The 15,020-nt window shown below is 62.1% G+C and carries 11 protein-coding genes; 2 read left to right on the forward strand and 9 right to left on the reverse strand.

Annotated features, from left to right (window positions below; genetic code table 11):
* Positions 1-31: 31 nt before the first annotated feature.
* Positions 32-1,759 carry a hypothetical protein gene (locus ACIPUD_RS11940; protein WP_018457620.1) on the reverse strand — a complete coding sequence of 576 codons (1,728 nt, stop codon included), beginning with the start codon at positions 1,757-1,759 and terminating at the stop codon, positions 32-34.
* Here ACIPUD_RS11940 and ACIPUD_RS11945 point away from each other — a divergent pair.
* Entirely contained in the window at positions 1,641-2,201 is a 561-nt protein-coding gene (locus ACIPUD_RS11945; RefSeq protein ID WP_231191009.1) for a hypothetical protein, read from the forward strand. The two genes, ACIPUD_RS11940 and ACIPUD_RS11945, sit on opposite strands and share 119 nt — an antisense overlap.
* A 98-nt stretch (positions 2,202-2,299) precedes the next feature.
* Positions 2,300-3,283, forward strand: coding sequence for a DUF4424 domain-containing protein (locus ACIPUD_RS11950; protein ID WP_446480747.1), 984 nt, complete (start codon positions 2,300-2,302; stop codon positions 3,281-3,283).
* 9 nt (positions 3,284-3,292) lie between these two features.
* Here ACIPUD_RS11950 and ACIPUD_RS11955 read toward each other — a convergent pair whose 3' ends face one another.
* Genes ACIPUD_RS11955 through ACIPUD_RS11990 form a run of 8 tightly spaced genes read right to left on the reverse strand, consistent with a single transcriptional unit; the run spans position 3,293 to position 15,015 of the window.
* Positions 3,293-5,101 (reverse strand): protein kinase domain-containing protein, encoded by a 1,809-nt coding sequence (locus ACIPUD_RS11955; RefSeq protein ID WP_446480705.1) that lies wholly within the window; start codon positions 5,099-5,101, stop codon positions 3,293-3,295.
* A complete protein-coding gene (locus ACIPUD_RS11960) occupies positions 5,098-5,874 on the reverse strand; it encodes a PP2C family protein-serine/threonine phosphatase (RefSeq protein ID WP_085348552.1) in 777 nt (258 codons plus the stop codon). The genes ACIPUD_RS11955 and ACIPUD_RS11960 overlap by 4 nt, the downstream gene beginning before the upstream one ends.
* 6 nt (positions 5,875-5,880) lie before the next feature.
* The gene (gene tagF, locus ACIPUD_RS11965) at positions 5,881-6,582 is read right to left on the reverse strand and encodes a type VI secretion system-associated protein TagF (RefSeq protein ID WP_446480706.1); all 702 of its coding nucleotides are present in this window, start codon (positions 6,580-6,582) and stop codon (positions 5,881-5,883) included.
* Positions 6,579-10,115, reverse strand: a complete 3,537-nt coding sequence (gene tssM / locus ACIPUD_RS11970; protein WP_446480707.1) for a type VI secretion system membrane subunit TssM — start codon at positions 10,113-10,115, stop codon at positions 6,579-6,581. The genes tagF and tssM overlap by 4 nt, the downstream gene beginning before the upstream one ends.
* Positions 10,116-10,159: 44 nt before the next feature.
* Positions 10,160-11,686 carry a type VI secretion system protein TssL, long form gene (tssL, locus tag ACIPUD_RS11975; RefSeq protein WP_446480708.1) on the reverse strand — a complete coding sequence of 509 codons (1,527 nt, stop codon included), beginning with the start codon at positions 11,684-11,686 and terminating at the stop codon, positions 10,160-10,162.
* The gene (gene tssK / locus ACIPUD_RS11980; protein ID WP_018457628.1) at positions 11,683-13,020 is read right to left on the reverse strand and encodes a type VI secretion system baseplate subunit TssK; all 1,338 of its coding nucleotides are present in this window, start codon (positions 13,018-13,020) and stop codon (positions 11,683-11,685) included. Before tssK ends, tssL begins: the two co-directional genes overlap by 4 nt.
* A gap of 48 nt (positions 13,021-13,068) precedes the next feature.
* Positions 13,069-14,439, reverse strand: coding sequence for a type VI secretion system-associated FHA domain protein TagH (gene tagH, locus ACIPUD_RS11985; protein ID WP_018457629.1), 1,371 nt, complete (start codon positions 14,437-14,439; stop codon positions 13,069-13,071).
* Between the two features lie 12 nt (positions 14,440-14,451).
* Positions 14,452-15,015, reverse strand: a complete 564-nt coding sequence (locus ACIPUD_RS11990) for a DUF6931 family protein (protein ID WP_085383668.1) — start codon at positions 15,013-15,015, stop codon at positions 14,452-14,454.
* Positions 15,016-15,020: the final 5 nt, after the last annotated feature.

Here is a 15,020-nt window from a genome sequence, read left to right on the forward strand (position 1 = left end):
CCCATTTTGTAGCTCTGGCGACACACTGGGTTCAGCGCCTTTTGCCTGCCGTTTTGCGGCCCGCCGGCGGTTGTTCAGTCTGCTCCTGATAGGCGCCCGCTGAAACCGTCGTCTGATCATCCGCGAACGCTCGAAAGCGGACCGGAACATAGCCGCGCGCGAGCAAGCTCGCCAATGGATAGACGTTGCGACAGACGCGGCCGTTGCAGCCACCGGTCGAGGATTCCATCACCTCGGCCTTGCGATCAGGTGTGAACCGCAGGAACAGCATCACATGCGAGCCTGGCTTGTTCAGCGCATCGCCGGGCCTCAGGTCCCAAGGATTTGCCACGGGCGCAGCGATCGCGGGGATGGCTGCAGTCGTATAGTGGACGGAGAGCCCCCACGCGGCGCTGACGAATGCCGAACAGTCGACGCCCGCCACATCGGGCCGTGGCGCATTGCGGGTGCACACATTGCCAGCCAGCGTTCCGCTCTCGATCCGCTGCCGGAAGTTCGCGAGCGAACCGTGGCAGCCCCAGCAATACGGTACGCCGCGCACCTCCTGGTTCACTTTTCCCTGCAGATACCACGGCCGACGAACACGGCTGAAGCCGCTGCATTGGCTGTCGGGATCGTTGCCGTAGTTCGCCTGCGTCAGCTTCCACTGGATACCCTCGAACGCAAACGCGGTCTCGATCGCCTGCTGGCGATTGGACGGCCTCACGGCGGCCGAAGCGTCAAATTTGACGCCGGATTGTGGTGCCGGCGCCGTCGTCGTTCGCGACGGCCGCACGTCGATAATCGAGGCATTGGTCAGAGGTCGGAACCCGACGCCAATCACTTCGATACCGTCCGGCTTGGTTCGCAGGAAATAGACATCGCCACTGCCCGACACCGTGACGAACCGTCTGGTCAGCGGCGTATTTTCCAGAGGAAGCTCATAGATTCCCTCGAGACGCCCGTTCGCCGCATAGCGTGCGACGAACGTGGAGGCGTTCTTTCCTGATGGCGGAACGTCCTCGGCCAGCACGTAGAAGCGGTCGCTGTTGTCGATCTCGAGAAACTCCACCGTGCCGAGCTGGTTGCGCACGCGCAGGCCGAGTTGGCCGATGGTTTCGTTGGTGACCATGGTCTGGATCTCGACCCGGACGCTGGCATTGCCCTTGTCCGGAATGATGTCGGCGATCACCGAGCCCTTGCTTCGAGAAGCCACGTATTGCCGGTCAGGCTGCCGGGTCGTCCTGATGATGGCCGCGCGGGTGTTCTGATCGAGCAGGTCCGCCGCGCTGCCGGGTGCCTGCGATCCCATCTGGGCGAAAGCGGAGACGGCAACCTGGTCGTCTGCCCCACGGCTCGAGACCTCCTCAAGCTGGATCACGTCACCGCCGAGTCCGCGCGTGGATTGCCCCGGCGCCGCCTTCAGCGTCCGTACGCCACCGTCCCAAACCATTATGTCGTCGTCATGGACGACGAGATCGGTCGGCTGGACGTCTTTCGGCATCTTGAGGACGTCGGGATCGGAGTTTGGCTGTTTCGGGTCAAACTGGATGATGCGACCGTTGATCTGATCGAGCAAAAACAGGTTGCCCTGCCCGTCGGCGCTGAGTGCTTGCGGTCCCGCGAGTTCCACGTCCTCGCTGGCCGGGACTATGCCGACCATGGAAGCAGCCGAACCGCCGGTAAAGCTGCGTACGACAGTATCGTCGGCGTGCGCCTTGGTTCCGAAAATGCCCGCGCTAACGATGAAGACCCAGATCCAATGTTTTGGACGAAGCATATTCGCCTCAATGTACCCCGAACCGATCGCCGCGTCGGATCGACTAATCCGAGATGCCGTTGATGCCGCGCGTCAATTAGTGGTGAGCAATCTCAATCGCGTTCAATTCTATCACTGGACGGTGATAGTCCGAAATTTCTTCAGCTTGCCGAGGAAAACCATGGCCCGGAATAGATTTGAGCAAGTGAACGAAGTCCAGCCCGACGCGGTCACGCTGCTCCTGAAACGCGACAGTGACGGTGCCTCCGGAGCGATCGTGCTGCCTGCCGCCGCGAGCCAAGGGCGGCTGACCACCGACCAAGTCAGCGCGCAATTGCCGGCTCAGGATGCTTTTCGCGGCGCGATCCGGCTGGCTAACGACGTCAAGCTCGCGCTCGTGGTGTGCGATCCAGACGGGGTCTGGAAGCCCGAATGGGGCGATCTTTATCAACCGATCGATTGACCCGCATCGGATGGAGCCGGCAAATGCTGCGACGCCGCATACAGACTAGCTTGCCGAACGGACCCTCCGCCCGACTGTCGTTCCTTATACCGGCCCTGATGGTCGCGCTGCTCGTTGCGACAGGCTGGCCGGCACGCGCCAACGACTCGGCTGCGGAATTGTCGATCGGTGGGCTCCAGTTCGTACGCACCAATGACGTGGCCATGGAGAGCGAGAACCTTCGTATCACGCTCGACAGAATCAGCGTTCGCTACCAATTCGCGAACCTCACCGCCAAGCCGGTCACGCTTAATGTTGCCTTTCCGCTGCCCGACATCGACCTGTCGGAGGCTGAGAATGTTGCATTGCCGTCAAGTGATCCGATCAACTTCGTCGAATTCGAGACCAAGGTCGATGGCAACCCGGCGCCGCTGACCGTCGATCAGCGCGCCATGGTTGGCAACAGGGATGTCAGTGCCCTGCTCCGCGAACTCAAGTTGCCGCTGCTGCCGATTGGTGGCCGCGAGATCCGGGTGACCGACCTGCCCGCGGCGACCCGGACCCGGCTTGTGGACGACGGACTTCTGATGCCTGCCGGAATGAGCGACAACGGTCGCCAGCAATATGCGCCGGGGTGGACCGTCAAGACCTCGGCTGTGCGCCAGCAGTTGTTTCCGCCCGTGCGCAGCGTCACGGTCGAACACCAGTACCGGCCGAGCGTCGGCTCCAGTCCTGACACCATTCTGCGCTCGAGCCTGCGCCGCAGCAGCGCACTCGGTCAGGAAGTTGCGCGTTACCGGAAAAAATACTGCATCCAGGATACGTTCCTTGCCGAGCTCGACAAGCGCACGGGCAATAACCAGACCAACGGCGCAAATCTCCAGGAGCGGCGCATATCGTACGTGCTCAAGACCGGCGCGAATTGGGCTGGGCCGATCCGGTCATTCAAGCTGACTATCGACCCAGGCGGCAGCGACCGCTTGGTGAGCTTCTGTCCTGGGCGGCTAAAGGCATCGTCCGCTACTGGAAACACGCTTGAATATACGGCAAGCGACTTCAAGCCGGATGCCGACCTGAAAATCCTGGTGATCGGAACATTCTAAGCGTGCCGGTCAATTGGTGAGCAGCACGTAGCGCACGGCCGCGATGACAGTCATCTTATTGCGCTGAGCCTCGCTTAGCGCCTGCAGGAAGAACGTGTCGGCGGCGATCGGTCGCGGCTGGCGCAACGAGTCGAGAACCTGCGGGACCGCCACGACCAATAGCAGTTGCGGACCGCTCGCGCGCGCTGTCGGGAGCGTAAACGAAAGTGAGTCGATGCCCGGCTTCAGAAGATAAGACAGGCTCTGAACTTCGCCGCGATCAGATACCATCAGGAGCTCCACCACGCGGTTGGCAAAGTTCTCGATGGTCCCATTGAGGGTTTCACCGCCCTTCAGCTCTGTCGCTGACAAGGTGATGCGTGGCATTCGCGCCTGATCGCTCCCGACCTGACTCAAGAACTTGACGGCTGGGCATTGCGCCTGGGTCACTTGCCTGACGCCGATCGAAGCCTCGAAACCCTGCTCACGCCGAAACGCTTTGTCGAACGTGTCGAATGGGACGGTCGAGGCACCGAACCCTTCGATGACAGCGGCATTTGGGCTCACGGCAATCGGCAACACGAAGAAGCAGTCACCGCCGGAATATTGGGCCACGTATTTGCGGATGCGCTCGGCGCGCCCTGGCCCATCGAGTGCCGGAGACTGCGTCGCCGTCGGCTGCGCGGGCAACTTCTCCGGCTCTTGGCGTCCGGGCTGTGGTCCAGCGGGCTCGACCTTCGGCGGCGCCATTGCTCCGGCGAGTTTCGGGGGTGGCGACAAGACCGCGGTGCCTGGCGCTGACCAAACCAGCTTGTAGAAGGCATATCCACCACCGCCGACCAGCAGGAACAATGCCGCGGCGCCCGCCCCCAGCCAGAGGCGGCGCGGACTCCGCGCGATCTCCGGCATCCTGTCCTGCGGCGCCGGCGACGCGCTTTCCGGCCGCCGCAGCGGATCGAAGCCATATAACGGCGCGGCCGGCGTCTGGGCGGAACCGGTTGGCGTCCAGCTGGCGACCTCCCCCATAGTGGGGCGCAATGCCGGATCAGGCTGCAGCATCCGCTCCAGCAAAGGTCGGATGCGCATATCCACACCACCGAGATCGGGCACACGCCGGCGCTTCTCCACCAGTTGAAATTGGCTGCCGCCCATGTCGAGTTTCTGTCCGGTCAGCGCATGGAACAGCACAAGACCGAGGCTGTAGACATCGGATTTCGCAGTCACGTCATTGCCGTACAACCCTACTTGCTCCGGCGATGCGTAGTTGTCCTTGCCGGCGAAGCCCGAGCCGATGATGGTTTTGTCGCCCATTTGGGTCGACCGAGCGATGCCGAAGTCGATGATCTTGGCCCGACTGACGTCGTCGAGCGGAATGATGATGTTGTCCGGAGACACGTCGCGATGGATGATGCCGTGCTCATGTGCGGCCTCCAGTCCCAATGCGACACGCTGCCTCAGCCTGATCAGCGCCTCGAAGGTCAACGGCCCATCATCGAGCATGTTCGAGAGCGAGCGGCCATTCACGAACTCCATCGCGAGATAAGGTCGCTGCAGCACCGGCTCGACGGTAAACAGGAAGTAGCGAACGATCGCGTCGTGCGGAAGATTGTGGAGTGCCGCGGCCTCTCGACGGAACAGCGCGAGCGCGGCCTCGTTATCAACCACGTCGGGCAGTAGCATTTTCACCGCAATAGGCGATCCAGTCTGGATCTCACGGCATTTGTAGACCTCACCCATGCCGCCCGCGCCGATCACCGCTTCGACCTCGTAAATGCCATTGAGACGGGTGCCGGGCGGCACGCCGTGATAGGACGATCGGAACGGATCGCTCGGACTCATGGTTGCGGCTCCCGATTGAGCGGAGATCTTGTCGTCCCCTGAGATCGTGGCGTCAGTAGTCGCACGATCACAATCGTCAAATTGTCAAGCCCGCCACGATCAAGAGCCAGCGCGAGCATGTCATCGCAAGCCGCCTGGGCGCGTCGCGTAGCCGCGTGCTGCAGGATCTCGTCGTCCTGCACGTGCCTGGTCAGGCCATCGCTGCAGATCACGAAGATATCTTCTGGCTCGGCCGGGCCTGTCACCACCTCGAATTCCGGATCATCGGCGACACCGACGGCACGCGTAATGGCATTGCTCGGCCAATCATTCACGTCTTCGCGCGACAGCGCACCTTTTGCGATCAGCTCCTCCAGTTCGCTGTGATCATGCGAGACCTGGCGAATTGCGCCGCGACTAATAAGGTAGACCCGGCTGTCACCCGCCCATATGCAGGCATAGTAGTTATCGCGAACGAGCAGAACCGCCGCTGTGGTCCCGACGGTGGCACCCTGTCGTTCATGACTAAGCGCCAGTATCTGCTGGTTTGCGCTGAAAAGCCGCTCCTCGCATTCCGCCAGCAGGTCTGCGGCTGATTCTGGTGTAGCGATAGCGTCGAGCGACTGCACTACAATGCGACTGGCGAGATCACCGGCCTCGTGCCCCCCCATGCCGTCGGCGACCGCCCACAGACCAACGTCGGTTCGTACCAAACATGAATCCTCGTTCCGCTCCCGCACGCGTCCGGCATGGGTGACGCTGCCAACATCGAACAAGGACGGAATATGCACCATCGCGCGTCATCCATTCCCGGATGCCGCGGGTCCGAGATCACCGGTCAGCAGCGTGACGTAGTGAAACGGATCTGGCAATCCGCGACAACTCAGCGCCATTGGCGGGAAGCCTTCCCCTCCGGCGGTCCACCAGAAGCTAGCCGCGGCGTAGACCTGTGGGTTGGCAGCGCAAAGTGCTGCAAACGACGCCGCGAAGGCTTCGACCGCCGAAGCCCTCCCCATTGCCGCAGTACCAAGCGACGTGACCGGCGGATCGCCGGTGATGGTCTCCTGCAGTCGTGGCACCGCAAGCCGATCCAATGCATCGGAGATCTGCTCGAAGGTTGCGGCCCGATCCAGGGTCGAAAGCAGGAACGCCTCCACTTGCCCGAACCATTCGTCCTGCGGATCAATGCTCGGCGGCGGCAGCGAGACGGCCTCGCTGGTCACCGCATGCAGGGTCAAGGGATAGTATCGCCCCACCCCATCGAGCGATGGCATGATCGCACCCGCCACTGTCGTGCCGCAGATCGCGGCGCCGAGCCAAAACCGCCAGACCGGCGCGGTCAGAAAGGCCTGTTGCCATCCTGGGCCAAGCTGGTGGCGACTTGCTGACAGCGCAGCCTGTACCCACGGCTCCCAGGCTTCCAGGAAGCTGCGCGGGGTCGCGATCGCGATGAAATCGCGCTTCGCACCGATTTTGCCGAATATCCCGCAACGCATGGTCATATCCCGGTCGGGCAACGAAACTCGCGCAGCACTGACAGGTTCAGCGGGTTGCGCAACGATCCGGTCGAAATTTGATAGTTGAGCTCGCGCCCGGCGACGATGAAACTCGCGCTGGCGGTTTCCGCTTTCACCACTAACGAGCCCGCCTCCAACATCCGAAACAACGACCAGGGACCAATGCGCTCAAGCACGGATGGCGGGCCGGTATCGTTACTGACTGAAATTGCCGTTCGCGGCGCTGGGCCCGGCCATAGGATAGTAGTCGGCGAGTTGGTCTGCGGCTGTGGCGGTGGCGGTGGCGTAGGTTGCGGCCCGCCGAACAAGGACGGAGGGGCCGATCCGGGAATGGTTGGGCTCGCAATTGTGGTGCCACCGATCTCGGTCTTAACTGTCACGCCTGGTCCCGGTGCCCCAGGGGGTCGGATCGCGAATGAAACGGCGGGCACACCGCCGCCCGTCTGGAAGAACGCATCCCGGATATAAGCCGCGTTCTGGAATTGTTTGAGCGTCTCGGGCGAGAACGACCGACCAACGGGGCTCTCCTTTCGCCAAGCCCAGTCCGACCGCGACGTGTCGGCATAAGGTGCCAGGTACTGGGTGAAGAACCTGTCCATAACGCCATTCGGACTGAACAATTTGGCAAAATCCGCGAGCGGAACTTCCTGGCCGCTGCCGCGGATAAACGGGTAGCGGTTAGTCACGGTCTGTTGGCAGACCGGCGTGACCTGATCGCGCAACGTTTGCAGGATTTGTCCGGCGGTTGAAGCCGCGATGCTACCTTCGAACTCCGCGGCTGCTGCTCGCAACATATCGGAGAATGGCGGCGGCATGCGCGAGGCGTTGTTGCGGAGCGCTGCGACCTGGTTCTGGAGCGCAGCTGTGGCTTGTGCGGTCAGTTGGGGATTCTCGATGATCAGCGTCAGGTTCTGCGCGATGTCGTTCAGGTTCGCGACGGTCGAGTCGATTGGCCGGCGGGTGCTCTCGCCTTCGAGCGCTGCGTGGTAAGGCTTGAACTGTGCTTCGATCATCGTGCCAGGCGGTCCATCCTGAGCATTCGTGAAGAGTGCTGGCGCCGATGTGGCAGCTGGCGCCGAAGCGCTCTTCGCCCGTTCCTTGGTCAGCACCGTCTCGTCGCGCACCGACTCCAGAATTTGCCGCATCGGCGAGGTCGGCGCCGAAAGCGCCCGAAGCACCTCATATTTCGGTTTGTCGGCGAGCAGCTTCTTCAGGCGCAGGCTCCCGAGCGCCGTTCGCCAGGTCGTCACGAAATCGTTTGAATAGATGCTGAGCAGATCGCCGGCCAGATTGTCGTACTGCTGGTTGATGGCCGACTGCTGGCCGGCATCCCCCAAAACCCATCGCTCCCGCTTCATCCGCTCAGACAATCCGGACAGCCGGGCGACGAACTTCTGATGGAAGCCGTTATACGTGAAGAACTCAGGTACCCGCACGGCGTCCAAAGGCTGCCCGGTCGTGGTTTCGAACACGACACCCATGTCGGGTCCGCCATGGCGGCTGGCGATCCAGTCGCCGGCGATCGACGCGCGAGCCTCCGATTTCAGAAACTCGTACGCTCGTTGCGACACGCTCAGGCGCGCCAAGGAGTTCTGGGCCTGCTTGATCAACCGGCCGTCGAGTTCGACCAAGGGCGGCTGTTCGGTCTCGAGGTCGAACATTGCCACGAGGTTCTCGTCGAGCAGACGCCGCCCTTCTGCGTTGGTGGCGCCAGGATAGAGATTATCCGCCCAGTCACGTTGCATCCAGGAGCGGATCAACTCGCGATCCGGCGACTGCAGGCCACCGATCATCAGATAGACCTTGAGCGCCTCATAGACGAAGGCAGGCTCGTTTATGCGCGCATTGAGCTGCTCTTCCAGGCGATACAGCAGGCGCGGTCGGAACATGCGTTCAAGCGCGGTGTGATAGGCCGCTTTCGAGGGCGACAGCAGCCGGGCGCGCTGACTGAGCCCGTAGCGAGCCGACAGAGGCACCGATTCGCCGCGCGATCCGTAGCCCGCCGGGGCGTTGCGAAGCCGGTAGAGTAGCGGCAGCACCTTGTCGAGATCATGATCGGCAATCAATGCCTGCTTGATAAGTGCCGCGCCGGCGGTTGCATACTCGCTATCCGCCTGCAGGCTTTGCTCGATCAAATCGGCGTTCCGCTTGTAGCTCACCAGCCAAGCTGCGATCAGCCCGATCGAGACCAGACCGATCAATGACAGGGCTGCGGTCTTCAGGACCAGCGCGCGGCGCACCGCGGCACGGTCAGTCGAGACCCAGTCGGCCTCGCCGATGATGACCTTGGAAATCAGATCGGCAAGGAAGAAGCTCTTGCCCGTGCCCGAATAGGATCCGGAACCGACTTCCTCAGCGCCGAACGTGCGCGCCAGCGACCCGATCAATTGATCGATCGGCGTGCCCTGCTGCGTACCCGAGGTAAAGTAGAATCCGCGCAGGTTCGCGTTCACGTGATAGCGCGTCGGCTCGAAGATCAGGTTGAGGAAATCGTGGATCTGAGGCTTGAGCCGCGCCATCTGTGCCGGAAAACCGAACAATTGCACGCGGTGCTGGGGCGTCGGCTCGTCCTGCAGACGGTCGAGCGTCTCTTCGCTCAGGCGCTCCAGCAGACGGTCGAACTCGAACGGGATCTGCCCAACCAGATTCTGGGTCTTGTCGGCGGTCTGGAACGTGGCACCCCAGACTTGACGGCGGCCGGCCTCCCCGAGATAGGCGAAATACTCGGTGAAGCCGGCAACGAGATCCGCTTTGGTAAATAGCGCGTAGACTGGGAAGCTGACCTTGAGTCTCTGATGCAGCTCGAGCAGGCGCATTCTGATGGCATCGGCATGAAGTGCGAGCTCCTGCTTCGGCAGCGTCAGGATGTCTTCGATACTGATGGCGACAAGAACGCCGTTGATCGGTTGGCGCGACCGGCTTTTCTTCAGGATATCCAGGAACGCCAGCCAGCTGTCCTTGTCGGCCTTGCTGTTGGAGTCCTGGGTGGTGTAGCGGCCGGCGGTATCGATCAGCACCGCCTCCTCTGTAAACCACCAGTCGCAGTAGCGGGTACCGCCGACCCCTGCGATCGCCGCGGGCGTTGCCCCGCGCGCGAGCGGAAATTTGAGCCCGGAATTGACAAGGGCCGTGGTCTTGCCGGCGCCGGGCGGACCGATGATGACGTACCAGGGGAGATCGTAGAGATAGCCCGACTTGTTGCCGCTGGCGGTCTTCAGCGTCGCGAGCGCATCCTTCATGCGCTCCTTGAGCACTGGTTCATCGCTGACGGGCTGGTCTGCACCAGCGATACCATCGGCAATCTCCTTGGCACCCTTGCGCCGCTTGAACAGATTGAGGCCAACGATGCCTGCCACGGCCGTGGTGAGCAGCAGAATAGCGATCTGCCGGACGATATGGTTCTCCAGCGGCCGCCAATCGCCGAATGCGATGAAGGGACCGGCGAAATAGATCACCGCTCCGAGCGAGCTGAGGCCGACCCCGTAGAGAACGATGCGAAGAATGTCCTTGGCAAGCATCTAACCGTACCCGTCGCAAAACCACCTGATCCGGCGGTGTGTGCCTATTCGCTGCGTTCGATAAAGATCTCGACGCGCCGGTTCTTGGCACGTCCCTCGGGCGTTGTGTTGCTGGCAATCGGCGCATCTGCTCCTTTGCCCTCGACGTCGACGCGCGAACCATCGTTCAAGCCAGGTTTCAGTGCCGCGGCAACCGCCTTGGCGCGCTCGACCGACAACTCGAAATTGGTCGGGAAGCGGACTGTGCGGATTGGCGAACTGTCAGTATGGCCGACGACCCGGATCCGTCCCGGCTCCTTGTCGAGGGTTGCTGCGACGCGGAGAGCGATCGGCTTAAAGCCGTCGAGGATGGTCGCTTGGCCCGACGCAAACAAGGCCAGGTCGCAGACCCTGATCACGATGAAGCTGGGGGTCTGGTCCGCCGTCATGGCGCAGGCGGTGTTCTCCTTCGCGAGCGCATTGCGGATGCGTTGCAACTGGGTAATGCGATCCGGCGGCGGCGGAGGCGGCGGCGGTGGGGGTGGTGCAACGACCTGACGCTTGAGTTCGATCGGACCGGCCGGATGGAGCGCGAGCGCCACCTCAGCAGCATTCTCTGCCCGTCCAGCGAGGAGCGTCCGCAGAACGAAATAGGACCCGGTCAGCAGCGCGGCGACCACGGCTGCCACGAGCCAAACCGGAACACGCAGACGCTGCCGGCGCCCCGCCAGCGCCTGCCCGCGCCAGTTGGGCGACAGGTCGCTCATCGTTTTCGGTCTAACCCGGCGCAGCAATTCATAGAGGTTGCGCTGGATCAGTTGCAGGTTCGCAAGTCCGCCCCCTGACGTCCGGTGGATGCCCTGAAAACCAAGCGCAAGGCAGACGTGCTGAAGTTCGAGGACCGGATAGTTGACCAGTGGATCAACCTTCAAATGGTCGAGGATCTCAAAGAAACGGACGCCGCCGACACGCTCGCCGAAGAACCGGCTCAGCATCGAATATTGCGTCCAGACGTGACGCTCTTCGGTTGGGATGTGCTGCACGATATCGTCAGCAGTGGCACACAGGATGTATTTTGCTGTGTTGGCCTGGTGCTCGGAAATGCCCGCTGAACGGATGTCCTTCTCAAAGAATTTGATCGCGTCTGCGACCTGCTCCATCAGGCTGGCGAATGACGCTCGCATGAGCGCCACACGCAACCGACCGAGCAGTTGCAGCAACGGGCCCGCAGCGCGCATCACCGGATTGGCATTTGGCGCGACCAGATCGTCAACGCGCAACGGCGGCCCTGGCGGCATCAAGGGTTGCGGCACCTGGCCTTGCGCGGGTGTCGAGATCCATTCCTCGGCTGGATGGCTGGCCGGCGCGGAGGCGTAGTTCGAGCCCTGTGGAACGGGCGAAAAGGATGGTGGTGGGGCCGGCGTGCCGGGAGAGGGTACGGGTGATGGCGAATAGGCTGGGCGTGCTGCGGGCCCCCCGCCCGGCGGAGGTTGAGAGATCGGCGCCGGCGGCAACTTCCCGCCGGGGTTGGGACGGATGATCGTCCGTTCGCCCCGCCCGAAAGGATTGACCGGCTTGTCCTTGTCGCTCATGGCCTGTCTTCCAGGATAGCCCAAAGATACAGCTCAAGCTCGGGCCAGTCGCCGGAAAAATGCATTCCGATCGACGCAGCCGTACTGAACTCGGGCCACAGCGGTGACTTGCGGTCGAGATAGAAATAGACGTGATCCGTGATGGCCCGGATATGCGGCGGCGGCGTCGGCAAATGCGCCAACGTGAGGCCCGGCAGGTTTGCGTGCACGATCTCGTTCATCTTTGTGTTCGGCCCGACCTTGAACAGGTGCGGGAAATCGTTCTGGATCTCCACAAGCGGCCGCCGTGCGGCAACTTCCAGCACCAGGGTCGCATTTCGGAATAGCGCTCGATCGCGGATCGGCGATACGAACGCATTCTGTGCGCGCTCGATGATCTCCAGGCGGATCGCCCGCCGGCCCAGCCGCGCGCTCAAGAAGTCCTGGATGTCGCTCACCAAGGGTGTGAAGACGTTCTCGAGATCGTCGTGATTGTACGCCGGATAGTTGCGCGCCCGCCGTTCCGCCGTGGAAAACGTCGCAAGTTCACCCGCGAACCTCAGCAATTCCTCGTACAGGCGCTCCGGGTGAACGCTGCCGGAGCGCTGGAAATGAGTCAGCACGGGAATGGTACGGTTCAGCACTTGCAGGACCAGATAGTCGACGCTCTGCAACCCACCACCGGATGACGGATCGACGGCGTAACGCGCCAGCTCGTCGAGTTTAGTCTCAACCCAGCCGATGATGCGGTTGAGCCAGCCATCGATGATCGGATGCGCGGCGCAGACCAGCATCGGCGGCACGAACTTGTCGTCGAACAGGATGTTCTTGTCGCGCACCTCGAGAATGCGCGCGATACCCAGGCCCATGTATCCGGGCTTGCTCGTCTTGCGCAGTTCGAAAGACAGGCGCGGATAAGCGATGTCGATCTCTTCCTCGATACGGAGCGCCGAGGTCGAGTCAATGAAGGTTTCCGAAGTGCGAACATAACGACTGGCGCTGTCGGTGCGGTCCTCGTCGACCTCGCGGGTGTTTGGCGCCGCGACCGGCATCATCAGCCAGACGATCTGGCCTGCAGCCGTCTCCGGCACCTCGATCGATTCGGGTATTGGGCTGTCCGCAGGGATATCGAACGGCGTACCGTCCGGCATGAGGCCGGACGCACTGCGCACCGCGAATTTGCTCTGTTCGGTAAGATCCCTATCGATCTCTAGCTCGGCAAAGCCCCAAGGATATGGTGTCGTGTAGCGAACGCGCTTTTCCAGCAAGTGTTCGATGTAGCGGTCGTTCTGCTGCAGATGATGCGGCCGCAGAAACAAACCTTCCGACCAGAAGACCTTGCTGTACCAAGACATTCCTATATCCACTTAGAAATTGTAGGCAACCTCGTGGTCGCCGAGAGTTTACTTTGAGCCGGGCTTATCACCGCGGTCGTAATAGTTCGAGAAAAGCAACATAAAGGTTTCGATCGGCGCGTTGTTGTCGCGGCCAAGATGCGCTTTCCAGCGCGTCAAGAACTCGTCCCAGAGTTTGCCCTTGTTCGTGCCGAGCCAGGAGCTTGCGCCACGCTGAAGCTCGAGCTCGCGCGCCATCAGCGTCGGATCTATGCCCGCAATCAGCTCATGGACAGCGTGCTGCATCGCCATATAGGTTCTCAACTGATGTGACTTGAGATCACTGAAGCCCTGTGCAAAGGCGCGCTGTGCATCGAGATAGCTGCGTGTCGGCGGCCCAAAGAGAATGCGCATCGCTTCCTCCGAGGTCGGCGAGAATTTCAGCGGATTATTTTCGAGGGCTTGGACGGTGGTCTGGCTGGTGCTACGGGTCAGCTGCTTGGCTTGGGTTCGCGCTTGCAGCAGCGCCATCAGATTGTCCACGGTCATACGCAAGATGATGCCAAGCTGTTCGGCGAGTTCGGCATCGGACTTGCTGGCGAAGAAATTCTCCGGCAATCCCGCAGCGCGCGCCACCAGTCGCGCGAACTCGGTACCACCGACTGGCTTGGCCGCGACAGGTCGCTCGTCTGCTGCTTGCGCCGTCTCGACCTGCGGGTGCGATGGCGATGTTGGCGGCTGGGCAGCGACTGGTTCATCATCGATCCAAACCGACGGCCGGCGTGGAGTCGGGATGGCTTGCGGGCGCTCGACTTGCGGTTTCGGCGCGGTGACCGGACCGGCTGCCCAGTTCATGTCATCGTCCTGCACGGACGGTTGGGACGTAGACGTCGGCGATGACCATCGAAATGGGTCTACACCCGGCGCCGGCACGCTCGCTGCCCAATCAAGGAACCCCGGATTGACGGGCCGCGCCGCCTCGCGTGGCTTCTTCAACAGTTGCGGATCGATCGGCGGCGGAACGTCACGATCGGCCGTCCAAAGCTCTCCGTAATCCGCATGCTGCTGGACCGAGGGTTCGTGCAGTTGCGCCGCTTGATTTGGGATACGCCCGCCAGCCTCATCCTCCAGCGAAACTCCGATGATGTAGTGGCCGATCGTGAGCCGATCGCCGTCGCGCAAGCGGTGCGGCCCCCGCATGCGCTGGTCGGCACCATTGAGAAAGGTGCCGTTGGTCGAGACGTCGTGCAGCCAATAGCCACCGTCGCGAAAGTGCACCTCGCAATGCTTTCCGGAAATAGTCCGCGCCGGATCCGGCAGCGTCCAGTCGAGGTGACGGTCCCGGCCAATATCGACCGAACGCCTGCCGGTGACCGTAAACGTCACAGGTCCGCCGTCCGGAAGATTCGGTTCGTTCTCGATATTAAAGCGAAGCACCATCACATCGTCTCGTTAGCGCGGAGGGCGCGGTTCGCCGCGTGCCAATTGAATACCATCCTCCAGGCACGACGTCATTATCTGGTCCCGGAAGTCACGGGGGAGCCGGCAGAGGCCAATCAGCAGTGCTGTACGCACCGCCCGTGCGGCCTGATCTGGCTTGGCTTCCACGGGCGCAAATTCCGGGGGAACCACGCTTCCGCCGGACCAGCCGGCCGCCAGCGCCAGCCACGTTGCCGGCTGCTCAGGATCGTTGGCATTGCCGACAGCCAGCGCCTTGTTCCGGGACTGCTCGTCCGGTTGCCGGACCCAGGTCTCCACAATATTGAGCGACCTGCTATCGCTGGCATCGAAATGATCGAACATCCGTCGCAGAGAGCGACATCCCCAGCCAATTGCCACACGCCTTGGAAGTAGGTATGCACAATAAGACACGGCCGCGTGCCAATTGCACGCGTCGGCGGCCTCCTGAAGGAAATCCAGCGAAGGCTTGTCAGCGTCGGCTCTGCCGACATCATAGCGCGCCAACGGATAGGCCTGAAACAGATCCTGTACCGTTCCGAATCGAACCTGCCCCATGATCG

This window comes from Bradyrhizobium sp. CAR08, from assembly GCF_052871955.1.

Excerpts from the sequence above, each read along its gene's own strand:
- tagF (WP_446480706.1), bottom strand. The coding sequence starts at position 6,582 with ATGACCATGCGTTGCGGGATATTCGGCAAAATCGGTGCGAAGCGCGAT.
- ACIPUD_RS11960 (WP_085348552.1), bottom strand. The coding sequence starts at position 5,874 with ATGGTGCATATTCCGTCCTTGTTCGATGTTGGCAGCGTCACCCATGCC.
- tssM (WP_446480707.1), bottom strand. The coding sequence starts at position 10,115 with ATGCTTGCCAAGGACATTCTTCGCATCGTTCTCTACGGGGTCGGCCTC.
- ACIPUD_RS11940 (WP_018457620.1), bottom strand. The coding sequence starts at position 1,759 with ATGCTTCGTCCAAAACATTGGATCTGGGTCTTCATCGTTAGCGCGGGC.
- ACIPUD_RS11955 (WP_446480705.1), bottom strand. The coding sequence starts at position 5,101 with ATGAGTCCGAGCGATCCGTTCCGATCGTCCTATCACGGCGTGCCGCCC.
- ACIPUD_RS11990 (WP_085383668.1), bottom strand. The coding sequence starts at position 15,015 with ATGGGGCAGGTTCGATTCGGAACGGTACAGGATCTGTTTCAGGCCTAT.
- tagH (WP_018457629.1), bottom strand. The coding sequence starts at position 14,439 with ATGGTGCTTCGCTTTAATATCGAGAACGAACCGAATCTTCCGGACGGC.
- ACIPUD_RS11950 (WP_446480747.1), top strand. The coding sequence starts at position 2,300 with ATGGTCGCGCTGCTCGTTGCGACAGGCTGGCCGGCACGCGCCAACGAC.
- ACIPUD_RS11945 (WP_231191009.1), top strand. The coding sequence starts at position 1,641 with ATGGAAGCAGCCGAACCGCCGGTAAAGCTGCGTACGACAGTATCGTCG.
- tssL (WP_446480708.1), bottom strand. The coding sequence starts at position 11,686 with ATGAGCGACAAGGACAAGCCGGTCAATCCTTTCGGGCGGGGCGAACGG.
- tssK (WP_018457628.1), bottom strand. The coding sequence starts at position 13,020 with ATGTCTTGGTACAGCAAGGTCTTCTGGTCGGAAGGTTTGTTTCTGCGG.